The 21,465-nt window shown below is 66.4% G+C and carries 21 protein-coding genes; 12 read left to right on the forward strand and 9 right to left on the reverse strand.

What is annotated here, in order from left to right:
• The first annotated feature begins 72 nt into the window (after positions 1-72).
• From ACZY0R_RS00115 to ACZY0R_RS00125, 3 genes are read left to right on the forward strand one after another with little or no spacing between them, the layout of a single operon-like run.
• Entirely contained in the window at positions 73-1,035 is a 963-nt protein-coding gene (locus ACZY0R_RS00115) for a LysR family transcriptional regulator (RefSeq protein WP_035861297.1), read from the forward strand.
• A 32-nt stretch (positions 1,036-1,067) separates the two neighbouring features.
• Positions 1,068-1,478, forward strand: coding sequence for a hypothetical protein (locus tag ACZY0R_RS00120; protein ID WP_488856590.1), 411 nt, complete (start codon positions 1,068-1,070; stop codon positions 1,476-1,478).
• 7 nt (positions 1,479-1,485) lie between these two features.
• Positions 1,486-1,620 (forward strand): hypothetical protein, encoded by a 135-nt coding sequence (locus tag ACZY0R_RS00125; RefSeq protein WP_488856591.1) that lies wholly within the window; start codon positions 1,486-1,488, stop codon positions 1,618-1,620.
• Positions 1,621-1,633: 13 nt separating this feature from the next.
• Here the strand turns inward: ACZY0R_RS00125 and kdgD are convergent, their stop codons facing one another.
• The gene (gene kdgD, locus ACZY0R_RS00130) at positions 1,634-2,548 is read right to left on the reverse strand and encodes a 5-dehydro-4-deoxyglucarate dehydratase (RefSeq protein ID WP_488856592.1); all 915 of its coding nucleotides are present in this window, start codon (positions 2,546-2,548) and stop codon (positions 1,634-1,636) included.
• Positions 2,549-3,011: 463 nt separating this feature from the next.
• On the opposite strand from kdgD, the gene ACZY0R_RS00135 reads away from it, so the two are divergent.
• The 3 genes from ACZY0R_RS00135 (at position 3,012) to ACZY0R_RS00145 (ending at position 7,699) form a co-directional block, all read left to right on the forward strand.
• Complete coding sequence (locus tag ACZY0R_RS00135; RefSeq protein WP_488856593.1) at positions 3,012-4,367, forward strand: MFS transporter; 1,356 nt, start codon at positions 3,012-3,014, stop codon at positions 4,365-4,367.
• A gap of 63 nt (positions 4,368-4,430) precedes the next feature.
• Positions 4,431-6,050, forward strand: a complete 1,620-nt coding sequence (gene garD / locus ACZY0R_RS00140; RefSeq protein WP_488856595.1) for a galactarate dehydratase — start codon at positions 4,431-4,433, stop codon at positions 6,048-6,050.
• 263 nt (positions 6,051-6,313) lie between these two features.
• Positions 6,314-7,699 carry an FAD-binding oxidoreductase gene (locus ACZY0R_RS00145; RefSeq protein ID WP_488856596.1) on the forward strand — a complete coding sequence of 462 codons (1,386 nt, stop codon included), beginning with the start codon at positions 6,314-6,316 and terminating at the stop codon, positions 7,697-7,699.
• Here the strand turns inward: ACZY0R_RS00145 and ACZY0R_RS00150 are convergent.
• A complete protein-coding gene (locus ACZY0R_RS00150; protein WP_488856597.1) occupies positions 7,686-7,901 on the reverse strand; it encodes an OsmC family protein in 216 nt (71 codons plus the stop codon). The genes ACZY0R_RS00145 and ACZY0R_RS00150 overlap by 14 nt on opposite strands.
• Positions 7,902-7,998: 97 nt before the next feature.
• Between ACZY0R_RS00150 and ACZY0R_RS00155 the strand changes: the two genes are divergently transcribed.
• A complete protein-coding gene (locus tag ACZY0R_RS00155; protein WP_488856598.1) occupies positions 7,999-8,265 on the forward strand; it encodes a type II toxin-antitoxin system RelE/ParE family toxin in 267 nt (88 codons plus the stop codon).
• Entirely contained in the window at positions 8,255-8,575 is a 321-nt protein-coding gene (locus ACZY0R_RS00160) for a helix-turn-helix domain-containing protein (protein WP_488856599.1), read from the forward strand. The genes ACZY0R_RS00155 and ACZY0R_RS00160 overlap by 11 nt, the downstream gene beginning before the upstream one ends.
• A 53-nt stretch (positions 8,576-8,628) precedes the next feature.
• Here the strand turns inward: ACZY0R_RS00160 and ACZY0R_RS00165 are convergent, their stop codons facing one another.
• The 7 genes from ACZY0R_RS00165 to ACZY0R_RS00195 all read right to left on the reverse strand — a co-directional run bounded on the left by ACZY0R_RS00165 (position 8,629) and on the right by ACZY0R_RS00195 (position 15,749).
• Positions 8,629-9,564, reverse strand: coding sequence for a LysR family transcriptional regulator (locus tag ACZY0R_RS00165; RefSeq protein WP_488856600.1), 936 nt, complete (start codon positions 9,562-9,564; stop codon positions 8,629-8,631).
• A 19-nt stretch (positions 9,565-9,583) separates the two neighbouring features.
• Positions 9,584-10,486: a 2-hydroxy-3-oxopropionate reductase gene (locus ACZY0R_RS00170; RefSeq protein ID WP_488856601.1), complete on the reverse strand. Its 903-nt coding sequence runs from the start codon at positions 10,484-10,486 to the stop codon at positions 9,584-9,586.
• Positions 10,487-10,557: 71 nt separating this feature from the next.
• Positions 10,558-11,349: a 2-dehydro-3-deoxyglucarate aldolase gene (gene garL, locus ACZY0R_RS00175; RefSeq protein ID WP_488856602.1), complete on the reverse strand. Its 792-nt coding sequence runs from the start codon at positions 11,347-11,349 to the stop codon at positions 10,558-10,560.
• A gap of 60 nt (positions 11,350-11,409) precedes the next feature.
• Positions 11,410-12,948, reverse strand: a complete 1,539-nt coding sequence (locus ACZY0R_RS00180; RefSeq protein ID WP_488856603.1) for a UxaA family hydrolase — start codon at positions 12,946-12,948, stop codon at positions 11,410-11,412.
• 134 nt (positions 12,949-13,082) lie between these two features.
• A complete protein-coding gene (locus ACZY0R_RS00185; RefSeq protein WP_488856604.1) occupies positions 13,083-13,457 on the reverse strand; it encodes a 5-carboxymethyl-2-hydroxymuconate Delta-isomerase in 375 nt (124 codons plus the stop codon).
• A 47-nt stretch (positions 13,458-13,504) separates the two neighbouring features.
• Positions 13,505-14,599 carry a malate/lactate/ureidoglycolate dehydrogenase gene (locus ACZY0R_RS00190; protein ID WP_488856605.1) on the reverse strand — a complete coding sequence of 365 codons (1,095 nt, stop codon included), beginning with the start codon at positions 14,597-14,599 and terminating at the stop codon, positions 13,505-13,507.
• A gap of 109 nt (positions 14,600-14,708) precedes the next feature.
• On the reverse strand, positions 14,709-15,749 hold the full coding sequence (locus ACZY0R_RS00195; RefSeq protein ID WP_488856606.1) for a Bug family tripartite tricarboxylate transporter substrate binding protein: 1,041 nt from the start codon (positions 15,747-15,749) through the stop codon (positions 14,709-14,711).
• 308 nt (positions 15,750-16,057) lie between these two features.
• Between ACZY0R_RS00195 and ACZY0R_RS00200 the strand changes: the two genes are divergently transcribed.
• From ACZY0R_RS00200 to ACZY0R_RS00215, 4 genes are all read left to right on the forward strand, one after another.
• Positions 16,058-17,758 carry a thiamine pyrophosphate-binding protein gene (locus tag ACZY0R_RS00200; protein WP_488856607.1) on the forward strand — a complete coding sequence of 567 codons (1,701 nt, stop codon included), beginning with the start codon at positions 16,058-16,060 and terminating at the stop codon, positions 17,756-17,758.
• A 64-nt stretch (positions 17,759-17,822) separates the two neighbouring features.
• Positions 17,823-19,247, forward strand: a complete 1,425-nt coding sequence (locus ACZY0R_RS00205; RefSeq protein ID WP_488856608.1) for an FAD-binding oxidoreductase — start codon at positions 17,823-17,825, stop codon at positions 19,245-19,247.
• 64 nt (positions 19,248-19,311) lie between these two features.
• Positions 19,312-20,304, forward strand: a complete 993-nt coding sequence (locus ACZY0R_RS00210) for a Bug family tripartite tricarboxylate transporter substrate binding protein (RefSeq protein WP_035861276.1) — start codon at positions 19,312-19,314, stop codon at positions 20,302-20,304.
• 42 nt (positions 20,305-20,346) lie between these two features.
• Positions 20,347-21,420 carry an Ldh family oxidoreductase gene (locus ACZY0R_RS00215; RefSeq protein ID WP_488856609.1) on the forward strand — a complete coding sequence of 358 codons (1,074 nt, stop codon included), beginning with the start codon at positions 20,347-20,349 and terminating at the stop codon, positions 21,418-21,420.
• Positions 21,421-21,465: the final 45 nt, after the last annotated feature.

The raw sequence follows: 21,465 nt of genomic DNA on the forward strand, positions 1-21,465 counted from the left end.
CGTCGGATGTCTTATGCTAGGGCGTACTCCTGGCCGTGACAATCCGCTGGCCTGTGCCACCCGTGTTGACTCATGATTGACAATAATCCCAGCTTCGACCTGAACCTGATCCGGCTGTTCGTCACGCTGGTGGAATCCAGAACGCTCACGGCCGCCGCCGCGCGCGGCGGCATGACCCGCTCCAATGTCTCGCGCCGTCTCAAGGCCCTTGAGCAGCATATGGGCGCGCAACTGATGCGGCGCACCACCCGCCATGTGGAGCTGACCGAGGCCGGGCGGCTGCTGTATGCGCACGGCGTTCGCATGCTCGATGAGCTGCAGGCAGCGGGCACCTCTATCGACAGCCTTGGCCAGACCGTGCGCGGCGACGTGCGGATCCGCCTGCCCACCGGACTCGGGCATCTCTACCTGGCGCAGGTATTACTGGAATTTGCCCGGCAATACCCGGCCATCTCCCTGCGCGTGCTGATCAACGACTACATCGGCGACCTGATTTCCGCCGAGGTGGATGTGGCGCTGAAGATCACCTCCCTGCCGCCGGAGGACCACGTGGCGCGCAGGATTTGCGGGGTAGGCTGGTGCCTGTGCGCAGCGCCGGCCTTCCTGGCTGAGCATGGGCCAGTGAGCCGCGCCGAGGATCTTGGCCATTGCGACCTGATTGCGCCGGCATCGCTCGGGCGGCGCTTTGATCTCAAGCTGAGACTGGCCGGCACGCCGCTGATCCTGCGGGTCGCCCCGCGCATCCAGTCCGGCGATTATCCCTTCCTGTTCGAGTCGATGATGGCTGGACTTGGCGTTGCTCTGTTGCCGCGCTATGCGGTGTGGCAACAGATCGGCCGCGGCGAAGTGGTGGAGGTGTTGCCCGAATACGAACCCGAAGGCGTGGGCGACAGCATTTACATGCTGACGGCGCCGAACCGGTTTCCCACGCTGGCCACCCGCACCCTGATGGATTTCATCCGGGCGCGGCTGGAGAGCCAGGCGGGCAACTGGGTTGGGCGTGGGGCTGGTGGGGAGGTTGCGGCCGCTCGATAGCTTGGCGGCTCACACCAGCGAACGTGCGCCGGATGGGCTGCCCTGCTGGCGCCTTGCCGGCGGCTTCGCGCAGCGCCGGCAGTATCGCCCGTACGGCTTTCTCCTTTGCCGTTTCGCTCGACAGCAGGTTGACGCTGATGCCGGCAAGCGAACCCATGGACACGGGCGACAGCGGCCGCATGGCACACATCTGCGCGCGGCTGACAGACTTGTTCAAGAGCCGGACGCAGGCGCAATGGGTGGCGCTTGGCAGGCAGTGGGATGTTTGCCTTGGACCGGTGCTCACTGGCGCCGAGGCACTTGTCAAGGCGCAGGCTGATCGGTTGCCGGTGTTCGAGCTGTTCCGTTGTGGTGGGCGGGATTGCGCGACGCTCAGCGGGCGGCCAGCGGATCTGGCGTGGCGAGCGGCGGATGCGGTGGCGCGTCCACCCGCGTCAAGGTGAACACAACATGGAGGTCCTGGCGGAACTGGGCCTGGCCGGGGATGCGATCCTGCACTGGCACGCCACAGGCGTGGTCAGGTCCGCTTCCCCGGCATTGCCCGGGGAGTGGATGCCTAACGCCGGTGCTGGCGCGCCGGCGTAGTTCTGCGTTCCCCTTACTGCGGGCCCAGCTTCTTGATCAGCGCATCCAGCATCGCCAGTTCCTGCTCGTCCAGATCGGTCAGCGGCGCGCGGACCGGGCCGGCGTCGTGCCCGACCAGCTTGGCGCCGGCCTTGACGATGCTCACCGCGTAGCCTGCGCGGCGGTTGCGGATGTCCAGGTAGGGCAGGAAGAACTCGTCGATCAGGCGGTTGGTGGTGGCGTGGTCGTCGGCCGCGATCGCACGGTAGAAGTCCATCGCCGTCTTGGGGATGAAGTTGAACACGGCCGAGGAGTACACCGGCACGCCCAGCGCCTTGTAGGCAGCGGCATAGACTTCGGCGGTGGGCAGGCCGCCCAGGTAGGACAGGCGGTCGCCCAGCTTGCGGCGGATACGCACCATGTTCTCGATCTCGCCCACGCCGTCCTTGAAACCGATCAGGTTGGGGCAGCGGTCCGCCAGGCGTTCCAGCATTTCCGCGTTGATGCGGGAGTTGCCGCGGTTGTAGACGATCACGCCGATATGAACCGACTTGCAGACTTCCTCGATATGGTTGGCGATGCCTTCCTGGCAGGCTTCGGTGAGGTAGTGCGGCAACAGCAGGATGCCCTTGGCGCCGAGACGCTGGGCTTCCTTGGCGTAGGCGATGGCCATGCGGGTGGGGCCGCCGGCGCCGGCCAGGATCGGCACCTTGCCCGCGCAGGTTTCCACGGCGGTGCGGATCACATTGGAATAGTCGTCCGGCGTCAGCGAGAAGAACTCGCCGGTGCCGCCGGCGGCGAACAGGGCCGTGGCGCCGTAGGGGGCCAGCCATTCGAGGCGCTCGACGTAGGTTTCGGGACGGAAGTTGCCTTGCGCGTCGAAGTCGGTCACGGGGAAGGAGAGCAGGCCTTCCGAGACGATCTGCTTGAGTTCTTGTGGTGTGGTCATGATGGCTGGTCCTGAGCGCCGCAAGGGCAGGGTTTAGGGCAGTGGCTCTGGTGCTTTCCGGAGGTCCGCACATTTTCGAGATACGTCATCGTACAAGTAGGTTGACGATTGTGCAAGTGGATTTGTTTGGCACCAGCAGGGCGCCGCACGAAATCCCGATGGCCGGCCTATGAGCGTCGGGGTCATGGCAAAACGCTGCGAAATGCCTGAACCGGCCTGAAAGCTGCTTGAAAGCTAGCTTCGAACAGCGTGCAGCCGTCATACCGATGAACGCGCAACGTGAGCGTGCATCGATCTTCCACAAACACTTCACCTCGGGTAAACACTGAATGCTGCGTGGGAAACCCCTTGCCTATAATCCAAGTCATACGACGACATATCACGCGGCCATGAAAGCTTCGGCTTGGCCGGTAACCGGATAAGGGTACCGGCCATATCCGTCGCGGCCGGCGCCGGAGACCCCATGAATCCAAGCAATACCCTCAGCGTGGCCGGGCAGGCCACCCGCCGCAGCAATGTCCGTTACTGGATCCTGCTGATGATCTTTGTGGTGACGACGGTGAACTACGCCGACCGCGCCACGCTTTCCATCACCGGTCCCGCGATGCGGGCGGAGTTCGGCTTCGACGCCGTGCAGATGGGCTTTATCTTTTCGGCTTTCAGCTGGGCTTATGTGATGGCGCAGATCCCCGGCGGCTGGCTGCTCGACCGTTTCGGCGCCCGCCGCATCTATGCCTGCAGCATCTTCCTGTGGTCGTTATTTACGCTGCTGCAGGGCTTTATCGGCGCGTTCGCCACGGTTGGCGCTGCCGTCACCACGCTGTTCGTACTGCGTTTCGCGGTGGGCCTGGCCGAGTCGCCGGCGTTTCCGGCCAATGCCAAGGTGGTTGCAAGCTGGTTTCCCACGGCAGAGCGCGGCACGGCGTCGGCCATCTTCAATTCCGCCCAGTACTTTGCCGCGGTGCTCTTCACGCCGCTGATGGCCTGGCTGACCCACGCGCTGGGCTGGCACCATGTCTATCTGTGGATGGGCGCGCTGGGCATGGTGCTGGCCGGCCTCTGGCTCAAGCTGGTACGCAGCCCGGCTACCCATCCGGCGGTGAATCGCGCCGAACTGGAGCATATCCGGCAGGGCGGCGGCCTGATCGAGATGAGCGGCGACGCCGGCAAGAATGAGCAGGAGCCCGCGGGCGCCCGCTGGTTCTATGTACGCCAGTTGCTGTCCAACCGCATGCTGCTGGGCGTGTACCTGGGCCAGTACTGCATCAACGTGCTGACGTACTTCTTCCTGACGTGGTTCCCGGTGTACCTGGTGCAGGCGCGCGGCATGTCGATCCTGAAGGCGGGCTTCGTCGCGTCGCTGCCGGCCATTTGCGGCTTCCTCGGCGGTGTACTGGGCGGCGTGATATCCGACGGCCTCCTGCGCCGCGGCTATTCGCTGACGGTGGCCCGCAAGGTGCCGATCGTCGCCGGCATGCTGCTGTCGGTCAGCATGGTGGCCTGCAATTATGTGGATAGCGAATGGCTGGTGGTGGGCTTCATGGCGCTGGCCTTCTTCGGCAAGGGCATCGGGGCGCTGGGCTGGGCCGTGGTGGCGGATACGGCACCGAAGGAAGTGATCGGCCTGGCCGGCAGCATCTTCAATATGTTCGGCAATATCGCGGGCATCGTAACGCCAATCGTGATCGGTTATATCCTTGCCACCACCGGTTCCTTCAATGGCGCGCTGGTGTTCGTCGGCGCCAACGCGCTGGTGACAGTGATCAGCTACCTGGTGATCGTCAAGGAAATCAAGCGCGTCGAACTCAAGCATCCCTGATGGCCGTGGCCGCGCCGTGTTGCGTGGCCAGGCTACCGGAAGCATTTCGCAAGGAAAAAGAACATGTCGGTTATCGATATCAAAGTAGAGCAAGTGGAGCGGCCCGCCGGTTCGCAGCCGGGCACGCAGGTGCAAGGCACCCCGCTGTATATCCGCATCCATGAACGGGATAACGTGGCCATCGTCGCCAACGATGGCGGCCTGCCGGCGGGAACCGTGTTTCCCTGTGGACTGACGCTGCGCGAGCGGGTACCCCAGGGTCACAAGGTGGCGCTGGCGGACCTGGCGGCCGGCGATGCGGTGGTGCGCTACAACGTGGTGATCGGCTATGCGCTGCATGACCTGCCAAGGGGAAGCTGGGTCAATGAGCGCGTGATCGAGATGCCGGTGGCACCCGGACTGGACGACTTGCCCATCGGCACCCGCGTGACGGCGCCGCTGCCGCCGTTGGAGGGCTACACCTTCGAAGGTTTCCGCAATCCGGATGGCTCGGTCGGCACCCGCAATATCCTCGCCATCACCACGACCGTGCAATGCGTGTCGGGCGTGGTGGAGCATGCCGTGCGCCGCATCAAGGCCGAGTTGCTGCCGAAGTACCCCAATGTGGATGACGTGGTGGGCCTGGAGCATACCTATGGCTGCGGCGTGGCCATCGATGCGCCGGACGCCATCGTGCCGATCCGCACGCTGCGCAATATCGCCCTCAACCCCAACTTCGGCGGCACCGCGATGATGGTGAGCCTGGGTTGCGAGAAACTGCAGCCCGAACGCCTGATGCCGCCGGGCACCATGCCAGTGCAGACCGGCGCCGGCAACGTGGAGGTTGGCGTGGTGTGCCTGCAGGACGACCAGCATGTGGGCTTCGAGAGCATGATCGACTCCATCATGGCCATGGCGCACACCCATTTGGCCAGGCTCGACCAGCGCCGCCGCGAAACCTGCCCGGCCTCGGAACTGGTGGTTGGCGTGCAATGCGGTGGCAGCGATGCATTCTCCGGCGTGACCGCCAATCCCGCCGTGGGGTTTGCCACGGACCTGCTGGTGCGCGCGGGCGCCACCGTGATGTTCTCGGAAGTCACCGAGGTGCGCGACGGCATCGACCAGCTCACCGCGCGCGCCGCCACGCCGGAAGTGGCGCAGGCGATGATCCGCGAGATGGACTGGTACGACCGATACCTGGAAAAAGGCCGCGTCGACCGCAGCGCCAATACCACGCCGGGCAACAAGAAGGGCGGCTTGTCCAATATCGTCGAGAAGGCGATGGGTTCGATCGTCAAGTCGGGCAGCACCGCCATCACCGGCGTGCTCTCACCCGGTGAAAAGCTCAGGCAGAAGGGTTTGATCTACGCCGCCACGCCGGCCAGCGACTTTATCTGCGGCACCCTGCAACTGGCCGCGGGCATGAACCTGCACGTGTTCACCACCGGCCGCGGCACGCCGTACGGCCTGGCCGAAGTGCCTGTGATCAAAGTCGCCACCCGCAGCGATCTCGCACGCCGCTGGCACGACCTGATGGACGTGAATGCGGGCCGCATCGCCACTGGCGAAGCCACCATCGAGGACGTGGGCTGGGAGCTGTTCCGGCTGATGCTGGATGTGGCGAGCGGCCGCAGGAAGACCTGGGCCGAGCACCATAAACTGCACAATTCGCTGGCGCTGTTCAACCCGGCGCCGGTGACCTGAGCGAAGTGCACCGGGACATACGGGCGAGCAATCGGGACCAGTGTCACGATTGCTTTACATTACCCGGGGACCAACCTTAAATGAGGAAGGATTCGACCCCTCCCAGCCTTCCTGAAGCCAGCCGGCAGCCGCTTTCCCCCTTCAGTCCGCCATGCAGTCCTCCCTGCGGACATGACGCCGGAGACGGATCAAGCCGTGCTTCGTGGCGCCTTGCCGGTAGCGCGGCCGAACCCGAAACCGGGGATTCCGTCGCGAGGTGCATCATGGCTGATCTGTCCAGCGAGCTGGTCGAAGGCTTGAAGTCGAAATTGAGAGGCCAGGCGCTGCAGCCTGGCGATGCGGGCTATGACGAGGCACGCAGCATCTGGAACGCCATGATCGACCGGCGTCCCGGGCTCATCGTCCGAAGCGCCGGCGCAGCCGATGTCATCCATACCGTGGCGTTCGCGCGAGACAACGGCCTGCTGCTCTCGGTGCGAGCCGGTGGCCATAATATCGGCGGCCTGGCGATATGCGAGGGCGGGATCACGCTGGACCTTTCTGCCATGAAGTCAGTGCGGATCGACCCTACCGCGCTGCGCGCCTATGTCGAGCCTGGCGCGACGCTTGGCGATTTCGACCACGAGGCCCAGGCCTTTGGCCTCGCCACGCCGCTGGGCATCAACTCGACTACCGGTGTGGCAGGCCTGACGCTGGGCGGCGGCTTTGGCTGGATCAGCCGGAAGTACGGTTTGTCGGTCGACAACCTGGTCGGTGCGCAGGTTGTCACTGCCGACGGCAAGCTGGTGCGCGCCAGCGCCTCCGAACATCCCGATCTGTTCTGGGCCATCCGCGGCGGCGGCGGCAATTTCGGCGTGGTCACCCTGTTCGAGTTCGCGCTGCATCCGGTCGGCCCGGAAGTGTTCGGTGGCCTGATCGTTTATCCCTTGTCACAGGCAGCTACGGTCTTGCAGGCACTGCGCGACCGTTTCGCCGGCATGCCGGACGAGCTGACCGTCTGGGCCGTGATGCGGCTGGCGCCGCCCTTGCCGTTCCTCCCGCCCGAAGCGCATGGCAAGCCCATCGTGGCGCTGGCTATCTGCTATATCGGGCCGGTGGCGGACGGGCCGCAACTGGCCGAGCCCCTGCGGAAACTGGGCACGCCCTACGGCGAGCACGTGGGGCCCATGCCATTCACCGCGTGGCAGCAGGCGTTCGATCCCTTGCTGACGCCCGGCGCCCGCAATTACTGGAAGTCGCACAATTTCGCCGGGCTCGACGACGGCCTGATCACACTGCTGACGGACTACATCAACAAGCTGCCTTCCCCGCACACCGAGATTTTCATCGGCTCGATGGGCGGCCAGACCAACCGGGTGGCGGTGGATGCCACGGCCTATCCCAGCCGCGATGCCAACTTCGTCATGAACGTGCACGGACGCTGGACCGATCCGGCTGACGACGATGCCTGCGTCGCCTGGTCGCGCGAGGTGTTCCAGGCGGCAGCGCCGTACGCGCAGGGCTCGGTCTACGTCAACTTCCTGACGCAGGAAGAGGGCGATCGCGTCGGGGCAGCTTATGGGCCGAATTACGCGCAGCTGGCCGACGTCAAGCGCAGGTACGATCCCGACAACCTGTTCCGCCACAACCAGAACATCAAGCCTGCGTAGGGGTGGAGCCTGGCCTTGCCGCCGGCTCGCCGCCGACGGCATGGCCGACCGCCAAAGGGGTTCCGCGGGCCAGCGTCTGGTAGACGACGCAGTAGCGCTCCGTCAGGCGCAGCAGGGTCTCGACCTGCTCGGCCGGGGCGTCGGTATCCAGTTCAAAACGCACCCGGATCGCCTGGAAACCCACGGCGGTTTGCTTGCTCACGCCAAGCGTGCGTGTGCTATGCGGTACTTATCGGGTGCATTATTGGAAAGTGTTGCACTGGGTGCTAGACTTCGTCATCCGATCTTTGACGAGCCACATGAAGTTCCTTGCGCCGCGCGCCTTCAAAACATCCTGGTTCAGCAAGGCAGCTCGCAAAGCTGCAACTGACGATGTCGAACTATGCATGGCGGCACAGGCGTTGATGCAGGGCCAAGGCGAAGATCTGGGCGGCGGCGTTTGGAAGAAGCGGCTCAACAAGAGAGGGTTCAAGAAACTACCCAGGGATTATGCGGTGGCCTCCGCGTCTCAGATTGCTGGACTACTCGAGCAAGGGGAGCTACTGGAGATTTGCCATGACTGCTAAACGATCCAAAACAGACGCCTTTGAGGCAATTCACAGCGCCGCATCCGGTCTCTTGAAGGTGAAGTCGATCGACAAAAAGACCATGCGCGAGTATGACGACCTGTGCCTTGAAGAACCCCCACACTACGGGGCAGAAGACATCGTTCAGATCCGCAAATCGGTCAACGTGAGCCAGCCCATTTTTGCTCGTTACCTGAACACAAGTACTTCAACGATTCAGAAATGGGAAAGCGGCCAGAAGCAGCCTAGCGGAATGGCAGCGAGGCTGCTCCAAGTTGTCCAGAAGTACGGTTTGGAAGTGCTTGCATGAACTTCAGGTCCCCCGCTTTCGCCGCCGCTGGCAAACAAGTCAACTGAACAATATCAAATCAACCGCGCCCCCGGCCACGCCCCCGACATCACGATATTCCGCACCGACTGCCTGACCGTCTGCATGATGTCCCACAGTTCAGGCACCGGCGTGCGGTTGCGCGCGGTGGCAAGCGCCACCTGCCGCGTCACCACCGGATCCACCAGCCGCGCCGAATGCAACCGGCCTTGCGCCACGCGGTCGGCCACCGCGGCAAAGGGCAGCAGGGTGGCGCCGCAGCCATCTTCCACCAGCCGCATCGATACGGTATTGGAGGCATCGCATTCCAGCGCCAGTTGCAGGCTCGTGCCGGACCTGGCCGCCAGCGACTCGGCCAGCACGCGCAGGCCGTGTCCGGTGCTGGGCAGGATCAGTGGCACCTCGCCCAGCCGGCGCACCGGAAAGGTGGGGCCGAGATGGCTCCACGAGGTTGGCGTGACCAAGGTCAGGTCTTCTTCCAGCAGGATGTCGACCTTCAGCGCGCCTTGCTGCTCGGGCAGATAGAGCAGGGCGACGTCGATCTCGCCCGCCGCCAGCCAGGCCAGCAACGGGCTCGCCAGCCCTTCGACAAAGCGAACCCTGGTGGCGGGAAAGCGCTGCTTGAGCGCGGTGCCGATGCTGGCGAACGCGGTGTTGGCAATGGTAGGTTGTGCCGCAATCACCAACTGCGCCGGACCCTGCGCCGACGACGCGCGAATGGCTTCGCGCGCCTCCGCCAGCGTGGCCGCTACCTGGCGCGCGTAGACGATCAGGGTCTGGCCGGCTTCGGTCAATACCACGCCGCGCCCGCTGCGGTGGAACAGGCGGGTGTCCAGCGCCGCTTCCAGCCGGGCGATCTGCCGGCTGACGGTGGACTGGTCCGCGCCCATTTCAAGCGCCGCGCGCGAGATGCTTTGCGTATTGGCCACGCAGACGAAGCAGGCCAGGTCCTCGGAGTTGAGCGCGGTCATACGGTATGTGCGGGCAAGTTCAGGCCTTGGCCGCGGGCTGGTCGCCGATGGCGTGCCCGGCCATATGTTCCAGCGCCCGCACCAGGCCGGAATGGTCCCATCTGGCGCCGCCAAGCGCGCCGCACACATTGAACAGTTGCTGGCACGAGGCGGTATTTGGCAGGCTCACGCCCAGCTTGTGCGCGGTCGACAGCGCCAGGTTGAGGTCCTTCTGGTGCAGTTCGATGCGGAAGCCCGGATCGAAGGTGCGCTTGATCATCCGCTCGCCATGCACTTCCAGGATGCGCGAGCTGGCAAAGCCGCCCATCAGCGCTTCGCGCACGCGGGCCGGGTCGGCGCCTGCCTTGGCGGCCAGCACCAGGGCCTCGCCCACGGCCTCGATGGTCAGCGCGACGATCACCTGATTCGCCACCTTGGCCACCTGCCCGTCGCCCACGCCTCCCACCAGCGTGATGTTCTTGCCCATCAACTGCAGCAACGGCAGCACGCGGTCGAACGCGGCTTGCTTGCCGCCGGCCATGATCGACAGCGTCGCGGCCCTGGCGCCGAGTTCGCCCCCGGAGACGGGGCCGTCCACGTAGTCGCAGCCGAGCGCTTCGATTTTTCCGGCGAAGACGCGCGTTTCAATCGGCGAGATGGAACTCATGTCGACCACGACCTTGCCTTTGGAGAGGCCTTGCGCCACGCCGTTTTCACCAAACAGCACGCGCTCCACATCGGGCGTGTCGGGCAGCATCAGGAAGATCACATCGCTTTGCCGCGCCACTTCGGTGGCATTGGCGCAGGCCTGGGCGCCGGCATCGAGCAGGGCCTTGGGCGGGCCGCTGCGGGAGTGGACGTAGAGCGTATTGCCGCCGGCCAGCAGGTGTTGCGCCATGGGCGTGCCCATCACGCCCAGTCCGATAAATCCGATCTTGCTCATGTCAGTCCTCTCGTCTGTCGTCTGTCGTCCGTTGGGGCCGCGCGCGGCGCCGCTTCAGGCGGATGCCGCTCCTAGCCGGCGAAGCGATCGCGCAGCGCTTGCGTGGCACTGCGGAAGATATTCTGGTCAAGGCCCACCGCCACGAAGCTCGCGCCCATATCCAGGTAGCGGCGCGCGTCGGCTTCTACCGGCGTCAGCGTGCCGACCGCCTTGCCCGCGCGATTGGCGGCGTCAAAGATGCGCGCCACCTGCGCCTGCACCTCGGGATGGTTGGGGTTGCCGAGATGGCCGCAGGCGGCAGCCAGGTCCGACGGGCCGATAAAGATGCCGTCCACGCCTTCCACGGCACAGATCTCATCGGCGGCATCGACGCCTTTCCGGCTTTCGATCTGTACCAGCACGCAGATATTGTCGTTGATCTGGCTGAAGTACTCCGGCACGGTGCCGTAGCGGTTGCTGCGCTGGACCATCGACACGCCGCGCACACCGGCCGGCGGGTAGCGGGTGGCGCTGACGGCGCGCTCGGCCTGTTCGGCGCTCTCGACAAAGGGAATCAGGAAATTATAGAAACCGATGTCCAGCAGGCGCTTCATCACCACCGGATCGTTTACCGGCGGGCGCACCACAGGCGCGCTCACGCTGCCTTGCAGCGCCATCAGTTGGGGGATAAATGTGAGCACGTCGTTGGGCGAGTGCTCGCCGTCGAGCAGCAGCCAGTCGAAGCCGGCCAGGCCGAGGATCTCGGTAGTGGTGGGATTGCCCAGCGAGCACCAGCAGCCGATCACGCGCTTGCGCGCGAGGATGTCGGCACGGAAGCGGTTGGGCAGCGGGGAGGGCAAGTTCGAATTCGGCAGTGTTGACATATCGATTTGTGTTCCTGATTTTCGAGGAGGCGCGGTGCGCGATAGCGGTTGGGGGCTGCGTCAGCCGGTGATGCCGATCTGCCACGGCGCGAACTCGTGGTCGCCCAGGCCGAGCAGCTCGCTCTTGGTGCGCTGGCCGGAGGCCGCCGCCAGGATCCGCGCGAAGATGTGTTCGCCCATGCTTTGGATGGTAGCGGTACCGTCAAGGATCTCGCCGCAATTGATGTCCATGTCTTCTTCCAGGCGCTGGTACATCGGCGAGTTGGTGGCGAGCTTGAGCGATGGCACCGGCTTGGCGCCGAACATGGAGCCGCGCCCGGTGGTGAAGCAGATCAGGTTGGCGCCGCTGGCGATCTGCCCGGTGGCCGATACAGGGTCGAAGCCGGGCGAGTCCATGAAGACGAGGCCCTTTTGCGTGATCGGCTCGGCGTAACGGTACACGCCCATCAGCGGGCCGGTGCCGCCCTTCATCGACGACCCCAGTGATTTCTCGAAGATATTGGCCAGGCCGCCGGCCTGGTTGCCGGGGCTGACGCGGCCATTGATCTGCACATCGCGGCCGGCGGCGTAGATATCCTTCCACCAGCGGATGCGCTCGACCAGCTTCTCGCCCACCTCGCGGCTGGCCGCGCGGCGCGTCAGCGTATGCTCGACGCCATAGATCTCCGGCGTTTCCGACAGGATGGCCGTGCCACCGTGGCGCACCAGGATGTCCATGGCCGCGCCCAGCGCCGGGTTGGCCGTGATCGACGAAAAGCTGTCCGAGCCGCCGCATTGCAGGCCGATGCTGATGTGGCTGGCCGACACCGGCTGGCGTACGGCACGGTTGGCATCCGGCAGCAGTGCCTGCACCGCGGCCACGCCGGCGGCAATGGTCTTGCGGGTGCCACCAGTGTCCTGCATGGTGAACGCATGCAGCCGGGGCCCGGGCTCCAGCCCTTCGGCCTTCAGCAGCGCATTGACCTGGTTGCGTTCGCAGCCCAGCCCGACCACCAGCACCGCTGCCAGGTTGGGGTGGCGCATATAGCCGGCCAGGGTCCGCTGCAGCATGGCCATCGGCTCGCCGCTCATCTCCATGCCGCAGCCGGTGCTGTGGGCAAAGGCCACCACGCCGTCCACGTTGGGATAGTCGGCCAGCCGCTCGGGCGTGAACCATTCGGCGATCTTGTGCACAACGGTGGCCGAGCAGTTGACAGTGGCGACCACGCCGATAAAGTTGCGCGTGGCCACGCGGCCATCCTCGCGCACGATGCCGTCGAAGGTGGCTCGTTCCGCTTCGGGCAACAGCGCTACCGGCACGAAGTCGCGCGCATGGGCGTAGTCGCGGTCGAACTCGCGGAACTCGATATTGTGTCCGGACACCAGCGTGCCCGGCGCGATGTCGGCGCCGGCAAAGCCGATCGTGGTGTTGTACTTGAGGATGGGCTCGCCCCTGGCGATGGCGCGCGCCGCGATCTTGTACCCGGCCGGCACCTGGCTGCGGATGCTGAATGCCTCGCCGGGCACGGGCGTGCCGATGCTGAGTTCGGTACGCGCGATCAGTACGTTGTCCTGCGCGTGCAGGCGAATCACCGGGGCAGCGGGTTGGGTGGCGGACACGTTATCTCCTGGGGCTTTCTTCGCGAATGGATATGGCGTGGCCTTTCATTGCCGCCCACCGCATGTGCGGCAGGCGCCGAGGCCATCGTTCTTGCCGGTTCCCGGCGGGCCGCGGCAGCGGCCCTGGGGCAGCCTCAGCGTGAGCCGCTGACGATCTGCTTGGTAAAGCTGGCGCGTTCCATCTGCACGACTTCCACGCTGACCTGCACGCTGTCTTCCGGGCTGCCAGGCCGTACGGCTTCGACGATGACGTCGCAGACCGCCTTGCTGAGCGCCTGGCGCACCGCCAGTTCGCGCCCATCCAGGATGTGCAGGCGCGCATGCACGAAGGCGCGTTCGCGTGCTTCGGTGCCCTGGCGGAAGGAAGTCAGCGTGATGCAGCGCGACTTGATGTCGGGTTCGTCGAACTGGCCGGAAGCCAGCAATGCGGCATTGGCTTCGTCCAGCAGTTCCTCCTGCGAGCAGGTCAGGCGGGTGTTTTCGGTGATCTCGATAATAAGGTGCGGCATGGTGGCTAGGCCTCGGTTTGTCGGTTTGTCGCCCGGAACAAGGCGGATCAGTCCACTGCCAGCCGCGACAGCGGGCCGGGCGACTTCCCTCGCGCGGCCTGCACGCGCGCCGCGGCATCGTCGAGCTGGGCGAGCGTGCCGCTGTCCACGGGCATGAATTCGGCGCGGGCCCGGCGCCACGCGCGCTCGGGCTCGCCGGGCAGGAGGATGGCATCGGTGCCGGGCTGCAGGTGCGAGGACCGCAGCCAGTCGACGAAGGCCTGCACCTCATGGCCAAAGGTGGTGCTGCTGCCCAGGCGCGCCGGGTCGAACACGATGGCCAGCATATTGTTCCAGACCGCATGCTCGTGGGTCAGGGTCTCCGGGCGAATGGTGTGGCCTCCCGTCACGGCAGCGCCCAGCAGTTCGCACATTACCGCCAGCACATAGCCCTTGTGCTCGCCGAAGGCGCGCAGCGCGCCTTGCGGATCGCCTGCGGGCGGGAACATCACGGCGGGGTCGTCGGTGGGCTGGCCTTGCGCATCCAGCAGGCAGCCCGGCGGCACCGGCACGCCCTTGTTGTTGGCCACGCGCACCTTGCCCAGCGCGATCGCACTGGTGGCGAAATCCATCACCAGCGGCTCGGCGCCGGCCACCGGCACGCCGATGGTGAACGGGTTGGTGCCATAACGGGCCTCGTAGCCGCCATGCGGGGCCACGATCGGCTTGGACAACACGTTGACGAAGTGGATGGAGATCATGCCGGCCGCGGTGGCCTGCTCGGCCCAGTGCCCGACCCGGCCCAGATGGTGCGAGCGGCGCAGGCCGAGCACGCACACGCCGTGCTCGCGCGCGCGTTCGATCGCCAGGCCCATGGCCTCCTCGGTCACCGCCTGGCCCATGCCGCGGTTACCGTCCAGGCTCAGGATGCCGCCGGCCTCGTGCACCACGCTCACGCGCTGGTTCAGCCGGAGCTGCTCGCCCAGCCAGGACAACACGTACTTGGGGATCATGCCGACGCCGTGGGAATCGTGGCCGGACAGGTTGGCGCCGACCAGGTGATCGGCGGTGAGGCGGGCCTCGCGCGCGTCGGAACCGGCGGCGAGCCAGAGATCGACCACCCACTGATGGAGGGCGGCGGTCGGAATGCGGTGTTCACTCATGGGCTTCAGGGGGAAAGAGGGAAGGGGTCACAGGCGAAATCAATTGGCCATCATAAGCCGCCGGCCTCCGCTTGGGTACCCGGCAAGGCACCCGAGCCATGCGCTGGCGTCATTCCGGCCGGATATTCGCGGTCTTGATCAGTTGCGCCCATTTGGTCACTTCGCTCTTCTGGAAAGCGCCCAGTTCGGCCGGGCCCGCTCCGGACGGCTCGATCCCCAGCGCGGCGAGGCGGGCGCGCATGTCGGGTTCCTGGATGATCTTGCCGATGTCCGTGGCAAGGCGGTTGACGATGGGCGCGGGCGTGCCGGCGGGGGCGAACACGGCTTGCCAGGAAACGATCTCGTAGCCCTGCAGTTTCGGCCCGCCGGCCTCGGCCACCGTTGGCACGTCCGGCAACTCGCGCGCGCGCCTGGCCGCCGTCGTGGCCAGGGCGCGGAATTTGCCGGACTGGATCATCGGCATGGCGGCCACGCTGTTCTCGAACAGCACGTCCACCTGGTTGCCCAGTAGCGCCTGCACTGCCGGGCTGCTGCCTTTGAATGGCACATGGAGCAGCTTGACGCCTGCCATGTTGGCGAACAATTCGCCGGCGAGGTGCTGCGAGGTGCCGTTGCCCGCCGAGCCGAAGGAGACCGTACCGGGCTTGGCCCTGGCCGCGGCGATCACGTCCTGCACGTTCTTCCACGGGCTGTTGGCATTGACTACCAGCAGGTTGGGCAGCGTGCCGATCAGGGCCACCGGCTGGAAGTTCCTGATCGGGTCGTAGGGCATCTTCGGGTACAGGCTCACATTGATCGCGTGCGAGCTGATGGTGCCGCCCACCAGGGTGTAGCCGTCGGGCGCCGCCTTGGCGACGTAGTCCGAGCCGATATTGCCGCCCGCGCCGGCCCGGTTTTCCACCACCACCGGCTGGCCGATCATCTGCGACAGGCGCTGGCCGATCAGGCGCCCCAGCACGTCAGTGGTGCCGCCCGCGGCGAAGGGCACGACGTAGTTGACCGGCCTGGTCGGCCACGCGTCCTGCGCATGCGCCGGCAGGATGCTGGCCAGGGTGCCCAGCGCGGTAAGTGCGGCGAGTGCGCAGGTCCAAAGCCTGGCGAAGCGGCGGGAAGGCTGGAGTGACTGGCCGGGTTGCGGGCGCATGGGCATATCTGGGTCTCCTGATCGTTTTTGTCGAAGCCATCTTCCTTTCCGCTGCCTCACCGTACCGCCATGCCTGGGCAAGGGACGCGGGGGCAGGGCGGGATCGCCTGGCAACAATCTACACGCGCCCGGCAAGCGCAGCCTTGCGTTTTACGCATAGCAGAAATGCGGCGTATGCCAGGCGCACAAGGCGTTCGCGGCATAACAATCCATGCATTCCCGGCTATTCCGGATTCGCCGGACGGTTTCCGATGCGCTCGTGCCCAGGCACCGCCAGGCATCTGTCCGATTGCACCGCACCATTCCATATCATCATGACCAGCCAACCCGTTGCAGCCACCGCGCTATCCTCGTCATCGCCCGCCAGGCTGGCCCGCTCCGGCGGCCGCGTGCTGGTGGACGCCCTGCGCATCCATGGCGCCGAGCGCATCTTCTGCGTGCCGGGCGAGAGCTTCCTCGACGTGCTGGACGCCTTGCATGACCAGCCCGCCATCGACCTGATCGTTTGCAAGCACGAGGGCGCGGCGGCCAATATGGCCGAGGCCGACGGCAAGCTCACCGGGCGCCCCGGCATCTGCTTCGTCACCCGCGGGCCGGGCGCCACCCACGCCAGCATCGGGGTACATATCGCCGCCCAGGATTCCACGCCGATGCTGCTCTTCGTCGGCCAGATCGCGCGCGGCCACAAGGGTCGCGAGGCCTTCCAGGAGGTGGACTACGGTGCCATGTTCGGCTCCGTCGCCAAATGGGTGGTGGAGATCGAGGATCCGGCGCGCATCCCAGAACTGGTGGCCCGCGCCTTCCAGTGCGCTACCTCCGGCCGGCCCGGTCCCGTGGTGATCTCGCTGCCGGAGGACGTGCTGGACGGCCTGTGCGAAGTGGCCGATACGGGATGTTATTGCCCGGTGGAGGCCGCACCGCGCGCGGCCGACGCGGCAGCGCTCGCCGTGGCGCTGGCCGGCGCGCAGCGTCCGCTGGTGATCGCCGGCGGCGCCAACTGGAGCGCGCGCGCGGCGGCCGATTTCGCTGCCTTCGTGCAGCGCTGGAACCTGCCGGTGGCATGCGTCTTCCGCCGCCAGGACGTGTTCGACAACCGCGACCCGCACTACGTCGGCCACCTCAGCCTTGGCGTCAATCCCGCGCTGGCGGAACGCGTGCGCGACGCCGACCTGATCCTGGCCTTCGGCACGCGGCTGGGCGACATCGCCACCGATGGCTACACCTTGCTGGAAGTGCCGCGCCCGCGCCAGCGCCTGATCCACCTGCATGCCGACAGCGCCGAGCTTGGCCGTGTGTACCAGCCCGAACTGGCCATCCATGCGGCCATCGAGCCCGGCGCCGCCATGTTGGCTGCGCTGACGCCGCCCACCGCCGTGCGCTGGGGCGAATGGACCCGCGCCGCGCGCGCCGCGCATACCGCCTTCGCCATGCCGGCCAGGCCGCACCCGCAGCTCACGGGCGTGGACATGGGCGCGGTGATTGCGCACCTGGACTGCGTCTTGCCCGACGACGCCGTGCTTAGCAACGGCGCGGGCAACTACACCGTCTGGCTCCATCGCTTCTACGCCTACCGCCAGCCGCGCACCGAACTGGCGCCGACTTGCGGCGCCATGGGCTACGGCCTGCCCGCGGCGGTTGCCGCCAAGCTGCGCGACCCGCGGCGCACCGTGGTGTGCTTCGCCGGCGACGGCTGCTTCCTGATGTATCCGCAGGAACTGGCCACCGCCGCGCAGTACGGCGTCAACCTGATCGTGGTGGTGGTCAACAACGGCATGTACGGCACCATCCGCATGCACCAGGAAAAGCGCTATCCGGGCCGCGTCAGCGGCACGGCGATCCCGAGCCCGGATTTCGTGGCGATGGCGCAGTCGTGCGGGGCCTGGGCCGAACGCGTGACGCAGACTGAGGACTTTGCCGCGGCCTTCGCGCGGGCACAGGCGGCGGGCAAGCCTGCGTTGCTGGAACTGGTGACGGATCCGCGCCAGATCACGCCGGCGATGCGCATCGCCGATTAGCACTGCCATTAGCACTGCCAGTACAAGAAGACACCCCACATAAGACAAAAATAGGAGACACGCCATGACCGATGCCACGCTGGCCGACCTGCGCAGCCGGTTTGCCGGCCACTTGCTGACCGCGCCCGAGGACACAGCCCCGTTCCTCACCGACTGGCGCCGCAGTTGGACCGGCCGCGCGCTCGCGGTGGCGCAGCCGGACACCACCGGGGATGTGGCTGCGATCGTGCGCTGGTGCGCGGCGCGGCGGGTGCCGCTGGTGCCGCAAGGCGGCAATACCGGCATGGTGGGCGGCGCCATTCCCGACGGCGGCGGGCACGCACTGGTGCTCTCCACGGCACGGCTGAACCGCATCCGCGAGATCGATCCGCTCAATAACACGCTGACCGCCGAGGCCGGCTGCATCCTGGCCGCCGTCCAGCAGGCGGCGCAGGAGGCGGGGCGCCTGTATCCGCTGTCGCTGGGCGCGGAGGGCAGTTGCACCATCGGCGGCAACCTCGCCAGCAACGCGGGCGGGGTGCAGGTGCTGCGCTATGGCAATACGCGCGAGTTATGCCTGGGCCTGGAAGTGGTCACGCCCGACGGCGAGATCTGGGACGGCCTGCGTGGCCTGCGTAAGGACAACACCGGTTACGACCTGAAGCAGCTCTTTATCGGCGCCGAGGGGACTCTGGGCGTGATTACCGCCGCTACCCTCAAGCTATTCCCGCGACCGGCCGCGCGCATGACCGCGCTGGCCGCGGTGAGCGATCCGCATGCGGCGCTGCGCCTGCTGGAACTGGCCCAGCGCCGGCTGGCTGCCACGCTGACCGCATTCGAACTGATGAGCGGCGTGTGCGTGGCACTGGTGGCACACCATTTCCCGGACTGCCGCGCGCCGTTCGACCAGGCGCATCCCTGGTACGTCCTGCTGGAAAGCAGTGACCCGCACAGCGAAGCCCATGCCACGCAAGCCTTCGGCGAATTGATGGAAGAGGCCTTCGAGGCTGGCATCGTGTCCGATGCAGCCATTGCCGCATCGCTGGCGCAGTCCGATGGCCTGTGGCGGATCCGGCATCACCTGCCCGAGGCCCAGTCGCAAGAGGGCGACAACCTCAAGCACGATATCTCGGTGCCGATCTCGGCCATCGGCGAGTTCATCGCGCACACCAGCGCCGCCATTGTGGCCGCGCATCCGGGCGCACGCGTGCTGGCCTTCGGCCACCTCGGCGACGGCAACCTGCACTACAACGTCAGCGCGCCGCAGGGCATGCCGCAGCCGGAGTTCGTGCGGGCCAACGGCGCGGCGATCAGCGCGCTGGTGTATGAGGCGGTGCACCGCACGCGCGGATCGATCTCGGCCGAACATGGCATCGGCCAACTCAAGGTCGACAAGAACGCGCACTACAAATCCGCCGTGGAAATAGCGCTGATGCAGAAAATCAAGCACGCGCTGGACCCGCACGGGCTGATGAATCCGGGGCGGCTGCTGCCGGATCCGTCTCATTGAGCGCACTTCGCATGACCCTGGGGCCGGCAGCATGGCCACTACAAGAACCACAGAGGAGACAACCATGCATCAAAGCTTCAAGCCTTCGCGCCGCGCGCTGCTGGCAGCATTGGCTGCGGCCACCGCCTGCGCGGCATTGCCCGCGCAGGCGGATACCTATCCCTCCAGGCCCATCCGCGTGGTGGTGCCGTTTGCCGCCGGCGGCAATACCGATATCGTGGCCCGCCTGATCGGGCGCGACCTGCAGAAGGCGCTGGGCCAGCCGGTGGTGGTGGAGAACCGCCCCGGCGCCTCGGGCAATATCGGCGCCGACATCGTCGCCAAGTCCGCGCCGGACGGCTACACGCTGCTGATGGGCACGGTCGGTACCAACGCCATCAACGCCAGTTTCTATCGCAAGATGCCTTACGATACGGCGAAGGATTTCACGGCGGTGGCGATGGTCGCTTCGGTGCCGAACATCCTGGTGGTCAATCCCTCGGTGCCGGCCCGCAACGTCAAGGAGCTTACGCAGTTCGTGAAGAGCGAGAACGGACGCGCCACCTTTGCCTCGTCGGGCGCGGGCAGCTCGATCCACCTGTCGGGCGAGCTGTACAAGGTGATGACCGGAACCGCGATGGTGCACGTGCCGTACAAGGGCAGCGCGCTGGCGGTGACGGACCTGATGGGCGGCCAGGTGCAGATCATGTTCGATAACGCGCCGACCTCGCTGCCGTTCGTCAAATCCGGCAAGCTCAAGGCGCTTGCGGTCACCGGCGCCAGACGCATGGCCGCGCTGCCTGACGTGCCTACCATGGAAGAGGCCGGCCTGCCGGGTTTTGTCACCGGCTCCTGGTTCGGCCTGTTCGCCCCGGCCGGTACGCCGCGCGAGATCGTGGCGAAGGTCAGCGACGCCGTGATGGCAGCCATGCGCCGGCCCGAATTCCGCGAGCAGCTGGTCAATGCCGGCGCCGAGCCCGATCCCAGGCCCAGCACCGAATTCCAGTCCTTTGCCCTGGCCGAGAAGGTGCGCTGGGAAAAGGTGGTCAAGGCCGCCGGCGTATCGGTCAACGAGTAAAACCAGAGGCGTGCCCGGCACGCCCGACCTGACGGAGCCTCTATGCAAAGCCAATCCACAGCCACTGCGCGCCATGATGCCGCTGCGCTGCGCAGCATGGCGCAGGCCATGTTCGAGCGCGCGGGCATGCCCGCCGAGCGAGCCGCCGACGTGGCGGACATCCTGGTCGAAGGGGACCTGATGGGCCACGATACGCATGGCCTGCAATTGCTGCCTACCTACCTGGCCGAGATCGAAAGCGGCAGCATGGCGGTCAGGGAAGACTACGAGGTGCTGGCCAATCGCGCCGCCGTGGCCACCTGGGACGGCAAGCGCCTGCCAGGGCCGTGGCTGACGCTGCGCGCCATGGAAACCGCGATGGCCCGGGCACGCGACTACGGCACCGGTACGGTCACGATCCGCCGCTCCCACCATATCGCCTGCCTGGCGGCTTACTTGGAGCGGGCAACCAAGGCCGGCTTCGTCATGCTGCTGTTTTCCTCGGCGCCCGGCGCGGCCACCGTGGCGCCCTTTGGCGGTATGCGCCCGGTGTTTTCCCCCAGCCCGCTGGCGGTGGGGTTTCCCACGCCGGAGGGCCCGGTACTGATCGATGTCTCCACCTCCATCACCACCAATGGCCTGACTGGCCGCCTGTACAAGGAAGGCAAGCGGCTGCCGCACCAGTGGCTGATCGACGAACACGGCAATGCCAGCGACGACCCGGCGGTGCTGTTCCCCCCGCACTCGGGTTCGATCTTGCCGCTGGGCGGACTCGATGCAGGCCACAAGGGCTTTGCGCTGTCGCTGATGGTGGAAGCGCTGACCGCCGGGTTGACGGGCCATGGCCGCGACGATCCGGGCAAGCGCTGGGGCAATACGGTGTTCCTGCAGATCCTGGATCCGGCAGCCTTTGCCGGCGAGGACGCCTTCGCCACCCAGATGGGCTGGGTGGCGCGCGCCTGTACCGGCAACCCGCCGCGGCCCGGTGTGGAGCGAGTACGGCTGCCAGGGCAGGGCGCGCTGGAGCGCAAGGCGCGCCAGTTGCGCGATGGCGTGGCGCTCAACCCCGTCATCCTGCCGCAGTTGGCGCCGTGGCTGGAAAAATACGGCATGGCGGCACCCCCGCCGTTGGCTTGATGCGGGCGGGCGGCTGCCTGGGTGGATGACAGCCAAGGCACCGCC

This window comes from Cupriavidus sp. F041 (assembly GCF_057814235.1).